We start from the raw sequence: 16,933 nt of genomic DNA, 5'->3' as shown, positions 1-16,933 counted from the left end.
AGTATAATTAATTTCTCTTATTATGGCGAACACCTTAAGATTTTTGCATCTGTTTTTGGAGATTAAATTATGTCGTCTATCGTTGTTGTGGGTGCAAACTGGGGTGATGAAGGCAAAGGCCGCATCGTTGACTTTTTGGCAGAGCAAGCTTCTGCGAGCATTCGTTTCCAAGGTGGTAACAACGCGGGTCACACCGTGGTTAACGACCTAGGTACGTTCAAGCTGCACCAGCTTCCAAGTGGCGTATTCAACCCTGACTGTTTGGCAGTGTTAGGTCCGGGTATGGTTATCAGCCCTGCGTTGCTGTCTCAGGAGATTGCGGAAGTTGAAGAAGCGGGCGTAAAAGTGAATATGTGCATCTCTGATCGCGCGACACTGTGTCTACCTCTACACGCACTAGAAGATACGCTAGAAGAACAGCGTTTAGGCGACAAAGCATACGGTTCAACTCGTCAAGGTATTGCACCTGCGTACGGTGACCGCGTAATGAAGAAAGGCATTCTTGTTGGTTGGTTGAAGCAACCAGAAGTATTGGTTGAACGCCTTCAATTCATGATGGATTGGAAACTGCCACAACTGCGTGCGCTTTACCCGACGTTCGAGTTCGAACAAACCGCTGAAGAAATGGCGAACTGGTTGCTAGAAGTGTCTGCACCTTGGCGCGATTCAATTTGCAACGTAACGCTTCCTCTAAAAGAGCTACAAGCAAAAGACAAAACACTGTTGTTCGAAGCACAGCTTGGCGCGGGTCGTGACCTTGTTTACGGTGAGTACCCTTGGACAACATCTTCTAACGTTGTATCAATGTACGCGGGTATCGGCAGTGGTCTTCCAGCACTTCGTCCTGAACGCGTTATTGCGGTTGCAAAAGCATTCAGCTCATCAGTAGGTACTGGTACGTTGATCACTGCAATGGAAGAGCAAGATGCTTTCCGAGAACTTGCAGGCGAGTTCGGTGCAACTACAGGTCGTCCGCGCGATATGGGTTACTTCGACGCAGTCGCTACGAAGAATGGCGTTGAACTGCAAGCCGCAACTGAAATTGCACTAACGAAAGTAGACTGTTTGACTGGCCTTAACGATCTGAAAATCTGTGTTGGCTACGAAGGCGACCACAGCGAAAACCCAATCTGGCCTCAAACTGCATCTCTTGCGCCAATCTACGAGAAGATGGAAAGCTGGAGCGAGGACATCACAGGTTGTCGTAAGTTTGAAGAGCTACCAGTAGCAGCACAGAAATACGTTCTACGCATTGAAGAACTGATGGGCGTACCAGTAAAAATGGTCTCTGTTGGTCCTGGTCGTGAACAAATGATTATGCGATAAGATGTGAATTAACACATCATTGGCAAGCGGCTTTTATCTGTTCCGGGGTAAAGCCGCTTTTTTTTACACTGTAAACTTTGAAGAAATTGCACTTCTCAATTCGTGTTTAGTAACCTAATCGCGCCTCCCTTCCCTCTTTATTTATCAATCAATAGATTAGAGCATATAACGCATTGTGCACGTTATTAGTACATCTCACTTGTTAAAGAAGCACGTTATTTAAGTTAATTGTTTGAATTAATGTTCTTTAACTGATTGCTTGATCACGATCTTCATCTGCAATTTATTGAACTAGTACTCAAAAAATCTAACCCGCTGTTTTTAGGATAGATGAGTTCCCCAACATCCAACCTAACAGCAGGTGATTCCTATGACGAAAAATCTTTTCCGCCTCAGTACGATAACTCTCGGTTTATGCATCAGTTCGTTCTCTTTTGCGCAATCCGATCTTCCGAACATTAAAATCCTTGCCACTGGCGGCACCATAGCAGGCGCAGGTCAATCTGCGACAGAGTCAAACTACACCGCAGGTAAAGTCGGTGTCGAATCATTGATTTCTGCGGTACCTAGCATGACCAACATTGCCGATATTTCCGGAGAGCAAGTGGTCAGTATTGGTTCACAAGATATGAATGATGAGGTATGGCTTAAATTAGCCAAACGCGTCAACGAACTGCTCGCTCAAGATGATGTTGACGGTATCGTCATTACTCATGGTACCGATACATTAGAAGAAACCGCTTACTTCCTTGATCTGACCGTCAAGAGCAAAAAGCCAGTTGTGATCGTCGGTGCAATGCGTCCTTCCACCGCAATGAGTGCTGATGGCCCAGTTAATTTATACAACGCCGTCGTGACAGCAACCGATGAAGACTCTGAAGGGCGCGGCGTGTTAGTCGCGATGAATGACACTATATTCGATGCGCGAGACGTAACTAAAACAAGCACCACTTCCGTCAGTACTTTCCAGTCACCTAACTTTGGCCCTATCGGTTACATTCATAATAGCGATGCCAAATATCAACGAAGCCCAGAGCGTAAACACACCACAGAAACCCCATTCGATGTATCAAAACTTAACACACTACCTAAAGTAGGCATTGTTTATAACTATGCAAATGCGTCGAGCTTACCAGTCAAAGCTTTTGTTGATGCCAAGTTTGACGGTATTGTAAGTGCTGGTGTGGGTAATGGTAACTTGTACCACACGGTCTTTGATGAGCTAGAAAAAGCGAGCAAAGATGGCGTTGTTGTTGTAAGAAGCTCTCGCACACCAACCGGCTCAACCACTTTGGATGCTGAAATTGATGACGACAAATATGGCTTTGTTGCCTCAGGCACACTAAACCCACAAAAAGCACGTATCTTACTGATGCTGTCACTGACTCAGACCAAAAACTATCAAGACATCCAAAAGATGTTCCAATACTATTAATTCTGTCTAAGGTTCATTCGATAGAGGAGGTACACACCTTACCTCCTCTTACACATAGCGACATGAGCTTGTCTTGTTAGCCAAACAAGCGACGCTTCATTCCTGCTTTTTCCAGAATACGCGTAGTAATTTCCTCAACAGACAGAGAGGACGTATTGATGTATGGGATCGCCTCTCTTCTAAACAACGCCTCTACGGTGTCTAGCTCCAACTTACACTGCTCAGTACTGGCGTAATCACTTCCAGACAAACGATTCTCACGGATTTCAGTCAAACGTTCAGGGTCGATAGTAAGCCCGAATAATTTATGACGATGGATCTCAAACTCAGGCAACAAACGCATCATCTTCACATCTTCCGCAATGAACGGATAGTTCACAACACGTAAACCAAATTGCATCGCCATATACAAGCTAGTCGGCGTTTTTCCGCTGCGCGATACTCCCAGCAGGATAATATCGGCTTGTTCCAACCCTTTTAGCGTGATGCCATCATCATGCGCCAATGTATATTCAATGGCCGCGATACGGTCGAAATAGGTATCGGAATCTTTCCCCACACTGCGAGAACGTTGCAACTTGGGTTTTGGCGCCATCTGAATGTCATCTTGCACTTTCTGTACAATGCTTTCCAACACATCGTAGCTGTATGCAGGCGCTTCCAGCAGCATTTCACGTACGTCTGGCACCACGATAGAGAAAAACACCAGAGGTTTGACGCCATTGCGTTGGTAGGAAGTTTCAATTTCTTTTACAACGTCAGCAACTTTGTCCTGGCTTTCTACGAACGGAAAGGTTTTTTCGTTAGGAATGAACGGAAATTGACCGAGAACAACATGCCCTAATGTCTCACATGTTATCGCCGTACCGTCAGAAACATAGAACACATCACGACTTTGGTTATTTATTTGCATTTCTGTTTAATTTTTCAAAATCTTTTGAGTAGGATGGTAAACATAATATTAATAAATCAGTTTGGCTTTCAGTTAGGTTCACCACAGCTTTAAAAATTCTTTTGAATTTTTTTCAGCCAGAACGTAATCGTTTGCCTTTGATATCAATCTAAATGAAGCAATGTATGGTCAACGTGTAATAACAGCCAACATGCGATTGTTTAGAGCGATTTAAGTCCCCCTACTAAGCTGCAATGTTTCTGGAGAAAGACATGCAAAAGAACACCCTCTGGTTCAATGGCCTATCCATGGATGATGTCGACAAAGTCGGCGGTAAGAATGCTTCACTTGGCGAAATGGTTTCTAACCTAGCGAACGCAGGCGTTTCTGTACCAAATGGTTTTGCGACAACCTCATACGCGTTTAACCAATTCCTTGACCACGAAGGTTTGGATGAGCGTATTCACCAATTACTTGATGAACTAGACGTTGAGGATGTGGAAGCTCTGCGTAAGACAGGTGCAACCATCCGTCAATGGGTATTAGAGGCCCCTTTCCCTGCGGACCTTGAACAAGAAATCCGTGAAAACTACCAAGAACTGATTGAAGGCAACCCTGAGCTTTCAGTCGCAGTTCGTTCGTCTGCTACGGCAGAAGACCTGCCTGATGCTTCTTTTGCTGGTCAGCAAGAAACGTTTTTGAACGTGAAAGGCATCGATGCAGTACTAGAAGCAACTAAGCACGTTTACGCTTCTCTATTTAACGACCGTGCGATCTCTTACCGTGTACACCAAGGTTTCGACCACCGTGGTATCTCGCTATCTGCGGGTATCCAACGTATGGTGCGTTCAGACAAAGCCTCTTCGGGTGTAATGTTTACGCTTGATACTGAGTCTGGTTTCGACCAAGTTGTCTTCATCACCTCTTCATGGGGCCTAGGTGAAATGGTCGTTCAAGGCGCAGTAAACCCTGATGAATTCTACGTTCATAAGCCAATGCTTGAAGCAGGTGAGCACCCGATCGTTAAGAAAACATTTGGTTCTAAGTTGATCAAAATGATCTACTCTGACAACCAAGAGATCGGCAAACAAGTTGATATCGTTGATACTTCTGATGAAGAGCGCAACACGTTCTCACTGAACGACGAAGAGATCAAAGAGCTCGCCAAACAAGCGATGATCATCGAGAAGCACTACCAGCGTCCAATGGACATTGAGTGGGCAAAAGATGGCATCGACGGCAAGCTGTACATTGTTCAAGCGCGTCCTGAAACCGTATGTTCACAAACGGAACAAAACGTGATTGAGCGCTACGAACTACAGAACAAAGCAGATGTTTTGATTGAAGGTCGTGCAATCGGTCAGCGCATCGGTAAAGGCGTGGTTCGCTTGGTTGACTCTCTGGACCAAATGTCTTTAGTCCAAGAAGGTGACGTGCTAGTTACAGACATGACTGACCCAGACTGGGAACCAGTGATGAAAAAAGCATCTGCAATCGTAACCAACCGTGGTGGCCGTACGTGTCACGCTGCCATCATCGCTCGTGAGCTTGGTATTCCTGCAATCGTTGGCTGTGGCGATGCGACAAGCAAGTTAACCGATGGTGCAACCGTGACCGTATCTTGTTCAGAAGGTGAAACGGGCTACGTTTACCAAGGTGAACTTGAGTTTGATGTAAAACGCTCTTCTGTTGATGAACTGCCGCTGCTACCAACAAAAGTGATGATGAACGTGGGTAACCCTGATCGCGCGTTTGACTTCGCACAAATTCCAAATGAAGGTGTTGGTCTTGCGCGTCTTGAATTCATCATCAATAAGATGATTGGTATCCATCCGAAAGCATTACTTAACTTTGATGCACAAAGCGATGAGCTAAAAGCAGAAATCACTCAGCGTATTCGTGGTTACAAAGATCCTATCGATTTCTACGTAAGCAAACTGACAGAAGGTATCGCAACCATTGCTGCGGCATTTTGGCCGAAACGCGTTATTGTTCGTATGTCTGACTTTAAGTCTAACGAATACAGCAACTTGGTTGGCGGTAAAGCATACGAACCGCATGAAGAAAACCCAATGCTTGGCTTCCGTGGCGCGTCTCGTTACATTTCTCCAGTGTTTGAAGACTGCTTCGAGCTAGAAACTCAAGCAATCAAACGCGTTCGTAACGAAATGGGTCTGAAAAACGTTGAAATCATGATCCCATTTGTGCGTACACCAAGCGAAGCAGCATCAGTGATTGATTTGCTAGCGAAGTTTGATCTGCGCCGTGGTGATCAGGGTCTTAAAGTCATCATGATGTGCGAACTGCCATCCAACGCGGTCCTTGCCGATGAGTTCTTGAAGTACTTTGACGGCTTCTCGATTGGCTCAAACGACATGACTCAGCTAACGCTTGGTCTTGACCGTGACTCTGGCGATGTCGCACATCTATTTGATGAGCGTAACCCAGCGGTTAAGGTGATGCTTCAGATGGCGATTGATGCGGCAACAAAAGCAGGCAAATACGTTGGTATTTGTGGTCAAGGCCCATCAGACCACGACGACTTAGCGGAATGGCTAATGGATCAAGGCATCAGCTCTGTTTCACTAAACCCAGACACCGTTATCGATACTTGGTTACAGCTCGGTAAAGTTAGCAGCAAGTAACGCGCTAAAAACTCAAGCCCTCACACTCCCCTTGTGAGGGCTTTGTTATTCATACGTCATTTCGCAATCAGTTCGTGATTCCTCTCTCAAGATCGCCATTTAGTCAATTTCATTATCAAAGTCTGATGACCTAGAATGAATGATGTATCGACAACTCCAGAGAGAATTTGATGAAAAAGTCTATCGCACTCATTACCACATTGATGCTCCTAGCATCTCCCGCTTACGCAGATTGGGATGATATTTCCAACAAAATGTCTGAGCTAGGCGAAGCGGTTTCTGATACTGCGCAAGATGCTTGGGACGATACCAAAGCGTTTTCAAAACAAGCGTGGCAAGATTTCACGAATTGGTCCGAGGAAGCGATCAATACCGCAGGCGAATGGACAGAAGCCAGCATCGAGAAAAGCAAAGAATGGATAGATGCTGCCGACAAAAAAATTGATGAGCTGATGGAAGGCGATACGCCAGAAGAAGCTCGCCAAGCCGTGGACTTAATGGCAGATAGCGCTTTGCTCAAGTTATTTAATGAAAAGCCGGAGGCAAAAGCTATTTACGACAACGCGTACGGCTACGCGGTCTTTGATTCTCGTAAATTATCTTTGCTGTTTCACACCAACTCAGGGTCAGGAGTCGCAGTGAATAAGGAAACAGAAGAACGCACTTATATGAATATGTTTGGTTTGGGCGTTGCACTTGGGGCTGGCGGCAAATTTTACCAACAAGTGGTTCTGTTTGAGAGCAAAGAAGATTTTCATACGTTCGTCAACGAAGGATGGGAGGCCACAAGTGAAGCCTCTGCTGTTGCGGGCGAAGATTCAGAGCAACTTTCAAAACAATTTAACAGCGGCGTCGCCGTCTATCAGTTGAACGCTAAAGGTTTACTCATCGATGCTAACGTGTCTGGTTCTAAATATTGGGTTAACGAAGAGCTCACTAACTCGCAGTAATGCATAGCAACTAATCGCTTAAATAAAACCGTTGTTATGCACCCTTATCAATAAGTTAACGGGGATATGATTCCTCAAAACTGAGCACTTACGCAACTTTCTCTATGGAAGTCACCAGAAGATGGCGACTTCCCTTTCTCGTTGGATTGCTTTTGGTTATGCTTGCGCAAAACCACCTGCAATTCGGTATCCCATGCCTGACAATAACTTTAATAATCTGCTAGCAGAAGCAATTTCTGCTCTTAACACGCCTAACTTTACTCCTAAACTTATGCGTGTCATTCGCACTCTTTTTCATTTTGATTGCGCAGTTATTTTAGGTTACCGAGAAGGTAAACATCCTATTTATCTCTACGACTCAATTGAGAACGAGCGAGAGTTACTTTTTCAACGCTACCTTACTGACTCATTTCAAAATGACCCTTTTTTTCTCAAACTAAACGAGACAAAGCAACAAGGCATATTTACGCTCAAAGACGTGGCGCGTAAAGGCGTTGACTTCACCTCATACTGCGAGCAGTTCTACCATCAGACAGGGTGGAAAGACGAACTGAGCATGCTAGTCGAAGTCGAACCTGGCCGTTGGGTAATGCTGTACTTCGGATATATGACTGATGGAAAATACTTTTCTCAACAGCAAATCAATAAATTAAAGCCCTACTTCCCGATAATTCAATCGCTTTGTCAGCAGCATTGGAAACAAACGGAGTTTACCTTTTCTGAGCCTGTTTTTGCCCAGAGTGCTTATTCTGGCAGTATGCGATTAGCCATTGAGCAAGCTTTAGCAACATTTGGCGTAGAATCACTCACTCGTCGCGAGCAAGAGGTGGCTTCACTTCTCGCTCAAGGGTTTGACACCAAAGAAATTGCCGCGCGGTTACACTTAGTGCAAGGCACGGTCAAAAATCATCGAAAACGCATTTACTCGCAGTTAAATGTGTCTTCATTGAGTGAGTTATTCCAGCTTTTCCTCAATCACCTTATTCTCCATTCAAGATAAAAAACTGTCCCTTAAGGGATATATCGGCAAAAGGTGTCGCGTTTTAGTCTGAATACAACTACCACTAAGACAGACAAAAAGAATGACGACACCATTACTGCAAGATTTACAAGATCGTGGCTTGATTGCACAAGCCAGCGATTTGGAAGAAATTCAGACACTTCTCTCACATCCACAAACCGTTTACTGCGGCTTCGATCCTACAGCAGGCAGCTTGCACATCGGCCACCTCGTGCCTTTGATTATGCTTAAGCGCTTTCAAGATGCCGGACACCAGGCTATAGCCTTGATTGGCGGCGCAACGGGCATGATTGGCGACCCAAGCTTTAAAGCGACCGAGCGCAGTCTGAATTCTTCAGAAATCGTCTCAGGTTGGGTTAACGATCTTTCTAATCAAATTCAGCAGTTGATGAATCACCAACTGACCAAGCCGATGATCATGGTAAACAACGCTGACTGGATGAAAGCGATCAATGTGATCGACTTCTTCCGCGATGTAGGTAAGCACTTCTCGATCAATACTATGATCAACCGAGAATCGGTAAAACAACGCCTGCAACGACCTGACCAAGGTATCTCCTTCACCGAATTTAGCTACGCTCTGCTGCAATCGTACGATTTTGCCGAGCTAAACCGTCAATACGGTTGCCGTCTGCAAATCGGTGGCAATGACCAATGGGGAAACATCGTCAGCGGGATCGATTTAACTCGTCGCCAAAATGGTGAGCAAGTATTTGGCTTAACTCTGCCGCTGATCACCAAATCCGATGGCACCAAATTTGGCAAAACCGAAGGCGGCGCAGTGTGGCTAGACCCTAGCAAAACCTCACCTTACGCCTTCTACCAGTTCTGGCTTGGCGCAGAAGACGCCGACGTTTACCACTTCTTGCGTTACTACACGTTCTTGAGCTGCGAAGAAATTGCCAGCATTGAAGCGCAAGACCAAGTAAGCCAAGGCAAGCCACAAGCACAACGTATTCTCGCTGAAGAAATGACGCGATTTGTGCATGGCGAAGACGGCCTATCTAGTGCCGAGCGCATCACTCAAGCACTGTTCAGCGGTAATGTGCAACAACTGAGTTTGGGTGAATTAAAACAGTTGGAGTTAGATGGTTTACCAAGCATTGAGAGCACACAACAAGATTTGGTTGAGCTATTGATTGAGTCGGGCTTAGCAAGCTCGAAACGTGTTGCGCGCGAACACATCAGCAACAACGCCATCAGTGTAAACGGTGAAAAAGTGTCGGCTGATAACCCGAGTTTGAGCTTCCCACTATTCGATCAATATTGGTTACTGCAACGCGGTAAAAAGCACTTCTGCCTCGTAAAGCGTGCCGCTTAACAAAGCATCGGAGTGACACCTCACAAGGCAAAGTGATATAGCGAGTTAACTGACAAGACTTTATAAGGTTAGCTCGCTCTAGTATCGGCTGTGCATACCAAAATGATGAGACATTCCATCTTCCATTCGGCCGCCTTTCCAGCCACCAGCACCGAATAAATTAAGCACATCTTGAGCGGTATAATCGGCACCAGAAAAGAAGTCATTCGCCACATCAGAGCGGATGGCTTGCAACTCTGGTTGATTTTCCAAATCAAGATCTTGCGGATTCGCGTACAACGCCAACGCAATTTTTTGTTGGCACGTGCTTAACTCACTGGTGCTCGTCTTTACCTGACCGACGGAAAAGTACTCACGACTGCCGTATCCCACCACCAATCTGGTACTCATTAGCTTAATCACTTTCTTAATGCGGCGACGTTGTATAAATCTCAACATGTTTTGTTATTCCTGTATTAAGTTGGCTATGGTCGTATTCTTTTGTTCGAATTAAAACACTCTGTTTTATCCGCGAAATTTCTCTAGCGCTTTTCGCGATGATCGGTTGTATAATACAGACTCTGAAATATTTTGTTACGTTACCTCGGTAACACCTGAGATTACAACATGAACAACAGCAGATGGGTCGGCTTTATAGGCGGCACGATTGTCTTACTTAGTACCTTTATCCTCTTCGGATCTTCCGTCCACGCTGCTTGGTACCGAATCCCTGCGGAAGCCATTCATGGTATCGCCTTCACTCTGGCTTTTGGTTTAGGGTTAAACAGCCTACTGGCGTACGCGACGGCAATGCTTACTCTCGCAGCGCTATTCTACATAGGTTTTGTTGTTGGCTACCGTATTCATCAGAAACTTAAATAACCTTCTGTCTCAACCTGAGCTTAATAACGGATACTTAATAACTAAAAAGGGAGCAAAGGCCCCCTTCCCAGATATCAGCATATAGATGTTCTATGCCCGTTTTAATCATTAAGGTGGTATACCCTCAACGATTGTTGCATGCCTAAAACATCATCACCTAAATACTCAACCGTCATTGGAACGTTGGTCAGCAGAGTAAAACTGGAGTCACCGAACCTTCCATCAACATCACTTTCCAAATGAACAAAAAACGCAGGCTTATCCGCAACCAATGTAATTTGGCTACCCTCAATCGAGACATCAATATTGGCTTTCGCTATCGGCAAGGTTTTTAGCTCGTGAGTACTAAACCATGTGTTGCTTATTCTGTCTTCACCGATTTGCGCTTCAACATAGAGGAAGCCTGACGTAAGTTCATCCTTCTCAACCGATTCATCCAATTGCCACAAAATCGTATTGCTGTCTGCTATGGCTGTTTGTTCTAAGCTCCAACATTGCTTTTCTTCCCCTTGCCAATCTACCCACTTAAGCAGTGCGTTGACGCTTGCGGGCTCTTTGGCATCATTGAGCAAATGCAGGCTCAACTTGCCTGTATGCTCGGAAAATACCAAATACTGCGGCGCAAAAAAGCGTTTTGCATGGTAGTGTAACTGCTTCCAACGACCACTGTATTCCAAGCTAGACCAAGAACTGACAGGCCAATTGTCGTTGAGTTGCCAGTACAGCGTGCCGCGACAAACTGGAGAAATGGCACGCCAATGATCGCATGCAGTTTTGATCGCGATTGCCTGCTGAACTTGACTTAAATACAGCATGCTCTCAAATCCAGAGGGAAAACGGAAATAGCGCGTGAACATCTCTGTGATAATACTATTACCACGAGGGTTCTTCTGATGTTGTTCGAAAGTTGGGGATGTAATATTCCAGTCTTGCTCAGGGACAAACCGCTTAACTTCAGCAAAAGATGGCCAAGATTGAAAACCAAACTCAGAGCAAAAGCGAGGATTCACGTCAAGGTAGGCACTGAATGATTTTCCTGAATGCCAAACGTCCCAAAAGTGCATATCACCTTTACTATCATCATGCCACGCATCACCGAAATCCAGTTCACCATTACACGGTGAACTTGGCCAGAAACGGCGAGTGCTATCTTGCTCGGTAATCACCTGTTCAATCATGCGGTTGAGGCGATCGTAGTTAACCGTGTATTTGACTTTACTGCGCTTAGATTCGTCGTACCAACCAATAGCTCCAATCACTTCATTATCACCACACCAAAGTGCGATTGATGGGTGCTCCTTAAGCCTCGGGATTTGGTATCGAAGCTCTTCTTCTACGTCTTTTAAAAACTCGTCGTTTGATGGATACAGTGAACATGCGAACATCATGTCTTGCCACACTAACAAGCCAAGCTCATCACACAGATTGTAAAAGATCTCGCTCTCGTACTGACCTCCACCCCACACACGTATCATATTCATGTTGGCGTCAACCGCACTTTGCAAAAGGTTGCGATAACGTGTTTCGCACTCTCGCCCCGGCATTGCGTCAATAGGGATCCAGTTGGCGCCTTTGGCATTAATTGGTACGCCATTGACGATAAATTCCATCGCAGAGCCATGTTCATCAGCTTGGTTATTTAGGGTTAACTGACGCAAACCAACGTTGCGCGTTAACTTTTGCTCTCTGCAAGAAATGGTAATGGGGTAAAGATAAGCTTCGCCATAACCCGATGGCCACCAGCGTTGAGGTTCCGAAATGTGGAACTGGCAATGATAGTGACCACTTCCTTTTATTTGAATACATTGACGCTCACCATTAAATTCAACCATCATTTCATGGCGTTGACTGTCCGTTTCCACTTCAACTAATACATCAAGAAACACACTCTCATCGGCTTGCCATTGCTGCTCTGTCGAAAAGCCTTTGAGCCAAAGCTCATTCACAATGTCGATTTGAATGGGGTCGTAAATACCCGATACCATCAAGCAAATGCCCCAGTCCCATCCGGAATGACATTGCGTTTTTCGGATCAAATTCATGTGCGGAATTTGATTATTTCCCATTGCGGAAGGGATTGGGAAAGGCAATTTTTTAGCACGTTCCACACCTTCTATATCGACTCTTGCGAATTGAACAAGAACAGTATTTATGCCCTGTTTTAAATAAGGTTTGATATCAACTCTTTGTTGAGTAAACATGTTGCTGCAAGTTAGTGCTAACTCACCATTAATATAGAAGGTTGCCAAGGTATCGACACGAGTTAGCGTCATCCAAACTTGCTTGGCAGACAACGTAAACGCGTCGACTTCAAACTCACGCGAGATATGCCACTCACACTCTTCAATCCAACGAACTTTGTTTTCATTATCGGCAAAATAAGGATCCGGAATGCGCTCTGCTTGTAAAAGCGCCGAAATATTATCGCCCGGAATAGACATTGGAATTTCAATATCGGGACGCTGTGGCGAGGTAAGTAACCACTGTCCATTAAGTTCGAAGTGAGCCATTGAGTAAACCTCAGTTTGGAGAAGAAACATGTTTGCTCAATGTAATCCTGAGTAATCCATGCAAAAACAAGGGAAATGTTATTTACATACGAAATGCGGTGCACTTCACGTAAAAACACTTTCCTTTGATCTCTACCCAAAAATCAGCAACTTGGCTAACCTGTTAAAAATTAATCGAAATCTAAGGTTATATTTGCAACTTCGACATGTTAACATCATCGGATTTTTGAACATCCTCACACTTTTCGTTGAAACGATGTGAGGGGAAATGCACGGCTTCATAGCCCTAAAAAGCGAAGTAATTATGTCAAATATGACGAATGCCGCCTCCCACACAGCGCCTATTCAGGATGCTGACTATTCTGCTATTCATCCCCCATCTTTACTCAAGCGCCTCGAACTCACCAATCCTGTCTTTTGGTTAAGTGGTAGCTTCCTCACTCTATTCGTTTTACTTGCTCTAACGAATACCGACTCTCTAACCGCAATGGTTAACACCGGCTTCGGCTTTGCTACTAAATATTTCGGAGCTTACTGGCAAGTACTGCTTCTTCTGAATTTCCTAATTGGTTTGGCTCTTGCGTTTGGTCGCACTGGTTATGTGCGTCTAGGTGGTCTAGCGAAACCTGATATTGATAACTTTAAGTGGTTGTCAATTGTACTCTGTACCCTACTTGCAGGTGGTGGTGTGTTCTGGGCCGCTGCTGAGCCTATCGCGCACTTTGTGACTGCCCCACCTTTATACGGTGAAGCTTCACCGAAAACTGCCGCAATCAATGCTCTATCTCAGTCTTTTATGCACTGGGGCTTCTTAGCTTGGGCGATCCTTGGTGGTTTATCTTCCATTGTCTTAATGCACTTGCATTACGATAAAGGCCTGCCTCTTAAGCCGCGTACTCTGCTTTACCCTGTGTTTGGCGATAAAGCCATTAAAGGCTGGATTGGTGATGTTGCTGACGCATGTAGCATTATTGCCGTAGCAGCAGGAACAATCGGCCCTATCGGCTTCTTAGGTTTACAAATTAGCTACGCGCTAAACTCATTGTTTGGCCTGCCAGATACGTTCGTAACGCAAAGCATGGTTATCATGGCAGCGATCCTGATGTATACCCTTTCCGCACTAAGCGGTTTGAGCAAAGGTATTCAAATCGTCAGTCGTTACAACATTATTTTGTCTGTGCTGTTAATTGGTTACATCCTGTTCTTTGGACCGACAAGCTTTATTGTTGATGGCTACGTACAAGGCGTTGGTCGCATGGTAGATAACTTCTTCCCAATGGCGCTTTACCGTGGTGATACGGGCTGGCTAAGCTGGTGGACAGTATTCTTCTGGGGTTGGTTTATCGGTTATGGCCCAATGATGGCGATCTTTATTGCTCGTATCTCTCGTGGTCGTACAATTCGCCAGCTGATCATGTCTATTAGCATCGCAGCACCGCTGATTACTTGCTTCTGGTTTAGTATTGTTGGCGGCAGTGGCCTTGCGTTTGAGCTTGATAACCCTGGCTTGATTTCATCTGCGTTTGAAGGCTTTAACTTGCCTGCAGCACTGCTAGCGATTACCGGTGAATTACCTTACCCAATGATCATTTCGGTTCTGTTCCTGATCTTAACGACAACATTTATCGTGACGACAGGTGACTCGATGACTTACACAATCAGTGTGGTAATGACGGGCTCTACGGAACCAAACGCAGTGATTCGCTCATTCTGGGGCTTGATGATGGGTATTGTCGCTATTGCGCTTATCTCAATGGGCTCTGGTGGTATTTCTGCATTGCAGTCTTTCATTGTAATTACCGCCGTACCTGTGTCTTTCATTTTGCTGCCAAGCATTTGGAAAGCGCCTGGCATAGCAAGTAAAATGGCAAAAGAGCAAGGCCTCGTTTAAACCGCCTCTCTAACCAATATGCGAAAAAGAGCCCTTCATTGGGCTCTTTTTAATTCTGCGCTTTATCCTACGCTATCAATGCGAATCATCACTGCATCTGGACGCCAATACTCGAATTCGCAGTCCATTAATTTGCCATCTTGTTTGTAGTTTACTCGACGAATTTTCAGGACGGGTTGTCCTTCAGCTAGGTTCAACGCCTTAGCGACATGAGCAGGCGCTGACGTTGGAATCACATCAAAACGAGAGCGCTTTGTCTCGTAGCCATACTTCTCACGATAAATACCCGTCAGTGACATGGTGAGGTTCTCAGACAATATACCCTCAAACAGTGCCGCTTTGAGCACGTTCTCAACAAACAATACCGCTCGCCCATCAATAAAACGTAACCGTTCAATCACATAAATTGGGGTAATTCGCTCAACCTCTAACGATTTGGCATACTCACCTGCGGCCATTTCACTTCGCACGTTGAGTAGCTTAGTTTCTGCAATACGATGCTGCTCTCGAATCATCTGATGGAAGTGAGAACGAGACAACGGGTTGTAACAGATACGCTCAGGAGATACATACCAACCCCGGCGCTCTTCTCGATAAATAAGACCTTCCGTTTCCAAAGACACCAACGCATCTTTGATAGTGATTCGAGTCGTAGAAAACAGCTCACTGAGCTCTCTCTCTGACGGCAGTTTTTGTCCTTCCGACATGATGCCGGAAAGAATCTGCTGTTTTAAGCTGCTTCTAATTTTTCCTAATTGGGTACCAAATTGTCCGGTGCCTGCCGCTCTCATTCTGATCTAGTCCAACGATAATTTGACGAATAACATAAGGCGTTTACGTAACAAAAATATGACATTAATCAACAGAACACATACTGAACGTATGAAATATAAGTGCCATATAAAATCAGCAAAACTGTCAAATTACTTGCGCTAAATCGTCACATTCCATCCATAGCATACAAAGCGAACTTACTGACCTAGTCCAGAAGGATGGAGACAATGAAAACTTTGCTAAGTCGTTCAATTACCGCACCAGCGGCAATCATTGCGGTAACACTCGCTACGCCAACAGTAGCGAAAGAAGCCGATATTGAATCGTTGGTAGCAGCAGCACAAAAAGAAGGGGCGGTTTACAGTGTGGGTATGCCTGACAGTTGGGCAAACTGGAAAGACACTTGGGCTGATTTAAAGTCAAATTACAACCTTAAGCACCAAGACACGGATATGAGCTCGGCTCAAGAAATCGCAAAATTCGAAGCTGAGAAGAAAAACGCGACCGCAGACATTGGTGACGTAGGCTTTGCCTTTGCACGTGTAGCGGTAAAAAAAGGCGTCACTCAGCCATATAAACCAACAACTTGGAATGACATCCCAGATTGGGCAAAAGACGAAGATGGTCATTGGGCACTTGCCTACACTGGCACTATTTCTTTTATCTCCAACAATAACCTCGTAAAAGACGCGCCAAAAACGTGGGATGACCTATTAAAAGGCGACTACAAAGTGACCGTAGGTGACGTAGGCGTAGCAGCACAGGCAAACAACGCGGTTCTCGCCGCAGCGTTCGCCAACGGTGGGGACGAATCCAACCTCAAGCCTGCGCTCAAATTCTTTTCTGAACTCGCGAAGCAAGGTCGTCTTTCATTTACCGATCCGAACATCGCCAACCTAGAAAAAGGCGAAGTTGAAGTGGCGATCATGTGGGACTTCAATGCATTGAACTACCGCGACAAAATTGACCGCGACCGCTTTACAGTGAGCATTCCTCAAGATGGCTCTGTGATTTCTGGTTATACAACCATAATCAATAAATACGCGAAGAACCCTAATGGAGCAAAGCTTGCTCGTGAATACATCTTCAGCGATCAAGGGCAAATCAACTTAGCAGAAGGTTATGCGCGTCCAATCCGCACCAACATCACACTGCCTCAAGCAGTGCAAGACAAGCTAATTGCTAATGACCAATACAGCAATGTACACCCAGTGACTGACTTCTCAGCTTGGGAAAAGTCCGCACGTAAGCTGCCACGTCAATGGCAAGAAAGTGTCTTAATCCACCAGCAATAAGAGTAAGTCGTT

General features: G+C 45.2%; 13 protein-coding genes. 9 read left to right on the top strand and 4 right to left on the bottom strand.

Annotation, left to right across the window (positions count from 1 at the left end):
- Positions 1 to 69 precede the first annotated feature (69 nt).
- The gene (locus tag NDJ01_RS20450) at positions 70 to 1,326 is read left to right on the top strand and encodes an adenylosuccinate synthase (protein WP_104973443.1); all 1,257 of its coding nucleotides are present in this window, start codon (positions 70 to 72) and stop codon (positions 1,324 to 1,326) included.
- A 370-nt stretch (positions 1,327 to 1,696) separates the two neighbouring features.
- Positions 1,697 to 2,761 carry an L-asparaginase 2 gene (gene ansB, locus NDJ01_RS20445; RefSeq protein ID WP_005392710.1) on the top strand — a complete coding sequence of 355 codons (1,065 nt, stop codon included), beginning with the start codon at positions 1,697 to 1,699 and terminating at the stop codon, positions 2,759 to 2,761.
- 76 nt (positions 2,762 to 2,837) lie between these two features.
- Here ansB and NDJ01_RS20440 read toward each other — a convergent pair whose 3' ends face one another.
- The gene (locus NDJ01_RS20440; RefSeq protein WP_005392709.1) at positions 2,838 to 3,674 is read right to left on the bottom strand and encodes a pyruvate, water dikinase regulatory protein; all 837 of its coding nucleotides are present in this window, start codon (positions 3,672 to 3,674) and stop codon (positions 2,838 to 2,840) included.
- A gap of 251 nt (positions 3,675 to 3,925) precedes the next feature.
- On the opposite strand from NDJ01_RS20440, the gene ppsA reads away from it, so the two are divergent.
- The 4 genes from ppsA to tyrS all read left to right on the top strand — a co-directional run bounded on the left by ppsA (position 3,926) and on the right by tyrS (position 9,590).
- Positions 3,926 to 6,298 carry a phosphoenolpyruvate synthase gene (gene ppsA / locus NDJ01_RS20435; RefSeq protein ID WP_258587238.1) on the top strand — a complete coding sequence of 791 codons (2,373 nt, stop codon included), beginning with the start codon at positions 3,926 to 3,928 and terminating at the stop codon, positions 6,296 to 6,298.
- A gap of 170 nt (positions 6,299 to 6,468) precedes the next feature.
- On the top strand, positions 6,469 to 7,248 hold the full coding sequence (locus NDJ01_RS20430; RefSeq protein WP_047008052.1) for a hypothetical protein: 780 nt from the start codon (positions 6,469 to 6,471) through the stop codon (positions 7,246 to 7,248).
- A 193-nt stretch (positions 7,249 to 7,441) separates the two neighbouring features.
- Positions 7,442 to 8,248 (top strand): response regulator transcription factor, encoded by an 807-nt coding sequence (locus tag NDJ01_RS20425; protein WP_053808162.1) that lies wholly within the window; start codon positions 7,442 to 7,444, stop codon positions 8,246 to 8,248.
- Between the two features lie 82 nt (positions 8,249 to 8,330).
- Positions 8,331 to 9,590, top strand: coding sequence for a tyrosine--tRNA ligase (tyrS, locus tag NDJ01_RS20420; protein ID WP_053808069.1), 1,260 nt, complete (start codon positions 8,331 to 8,333; stop codon positions 9,588 to 9,590).
- A gap of 78 nt (positions 9,591 to 9,668) precedes the next feature.
- Here the strand turns inward: tyrS and NDJ01_RS20415 are convergent, their stop codons facing one another.
- A complete protein-coding gene (locus tag NDJ01_RS20415; protein ID WP_048624761.1) occupies positions 9,669 to 10,028 on the bottom strand; it encodes a DUF6559 family protein in 360 nt (119 codons plus the stop codon).
- A gap of 168 nt (positions 10,029 to 10,196) precedes the next feature.
- Here NDJ01_RS20415 and NDJ01_RS20410 point away from each other — a divergent pair, with 168 nt between their 5' ends.
- A complete protein-coding gene (locus tag NDJ01_RS20410; protein ID WP_046875806.1) occupies positions 10,197 to 10,451 on the top strand; it encodes a hypothetical protein in 255 nt (84 codons plus the stop codon).
- Between the two features lie 101 nt (positions 10,452 to 10,552).
- On the opposite strand, the gene NDJ01_RS20405 is transcribed toward NDJ01_RS20410, so the two are convergent.
- Positions 10,553 to 12,961, bottom strand: coding sequence for a glycoside hydrolase family 2 protein (locus NDJ01_RS20405; protein WP_258587237.1), 2,409 nt, complete (start codon positions 12,959 to 12,961; stop codon positions 10,553 to 10,555).
- Between the two features lie 304 nt (positions 12,962 to 13,265).
- Here NDJ01_RS20405 and NDJ01_RS20400 point away from each other — a divergent pair, with 304 nt between their 5' ends.
- Positions 13,266 to 14,852: a BCCT family transporter gene (locus tag NDJ01_RS20400; protein ID WP_005392697.1), complete on the top strand. Its 1,587-nt coding sequence runs from the start codon at positions 13,266 to 13,268 to the stop codon at positions 14,850 to 14,852.
- 62 nt (positions 14,853 to 14,914) lie between these two features.
- Here NDJ01_RS20400 and NDJ01_RS20395 read toward each other — a convergent pair whose 3' ends face one another.
- Positions 14,915 to 15,643, bottom strand: a complete 729-nt coding sequence (locus tag NDJ01_RS20395; RefSeq protein ID WP_258587236.1) for a UTRA domain-containing protein — start codon at positions 15,641 to 15,643, stop codon at positions 14,915 to 14,917.
- A 210-nt stretch (positions 15,644 to 15,853) separates the two neighbouring features.
- Here NDJ01_RS20395 and NDJ01_RS20390 point away from each other — a divergent pair, with 210 nt between their 5' ends.
- Complete coding sequence (locus NDJ01_RS20390; RefSeq protein ID WP_258587235.1) at positions 15,854 to 16,921, top strand: ABC transporter substrate-binding protein; 1,068 nt, start codon at positions 15,854 to 15,856, stop codon at positions 16,919 to 16,921.
- Positions 16,922 to 16,933: the final 12 nt, after the last annotated feature.

The sequence above is a fragment of the Vibrio sp. HS-50-1 genome (assembly GCF_024747315.1).
Taxonomy (GTDB): Bacteria; Pseudomonadota; Gammaproteobacteria; order Enterobacterales; family Vibrionaceae; genus Vibrio; species Vibrio diabolicus.
Note: the sequence above shows the minus strand (reverse complement) of the source record. Positions and strands in the feature narration are given on the sequence as shown.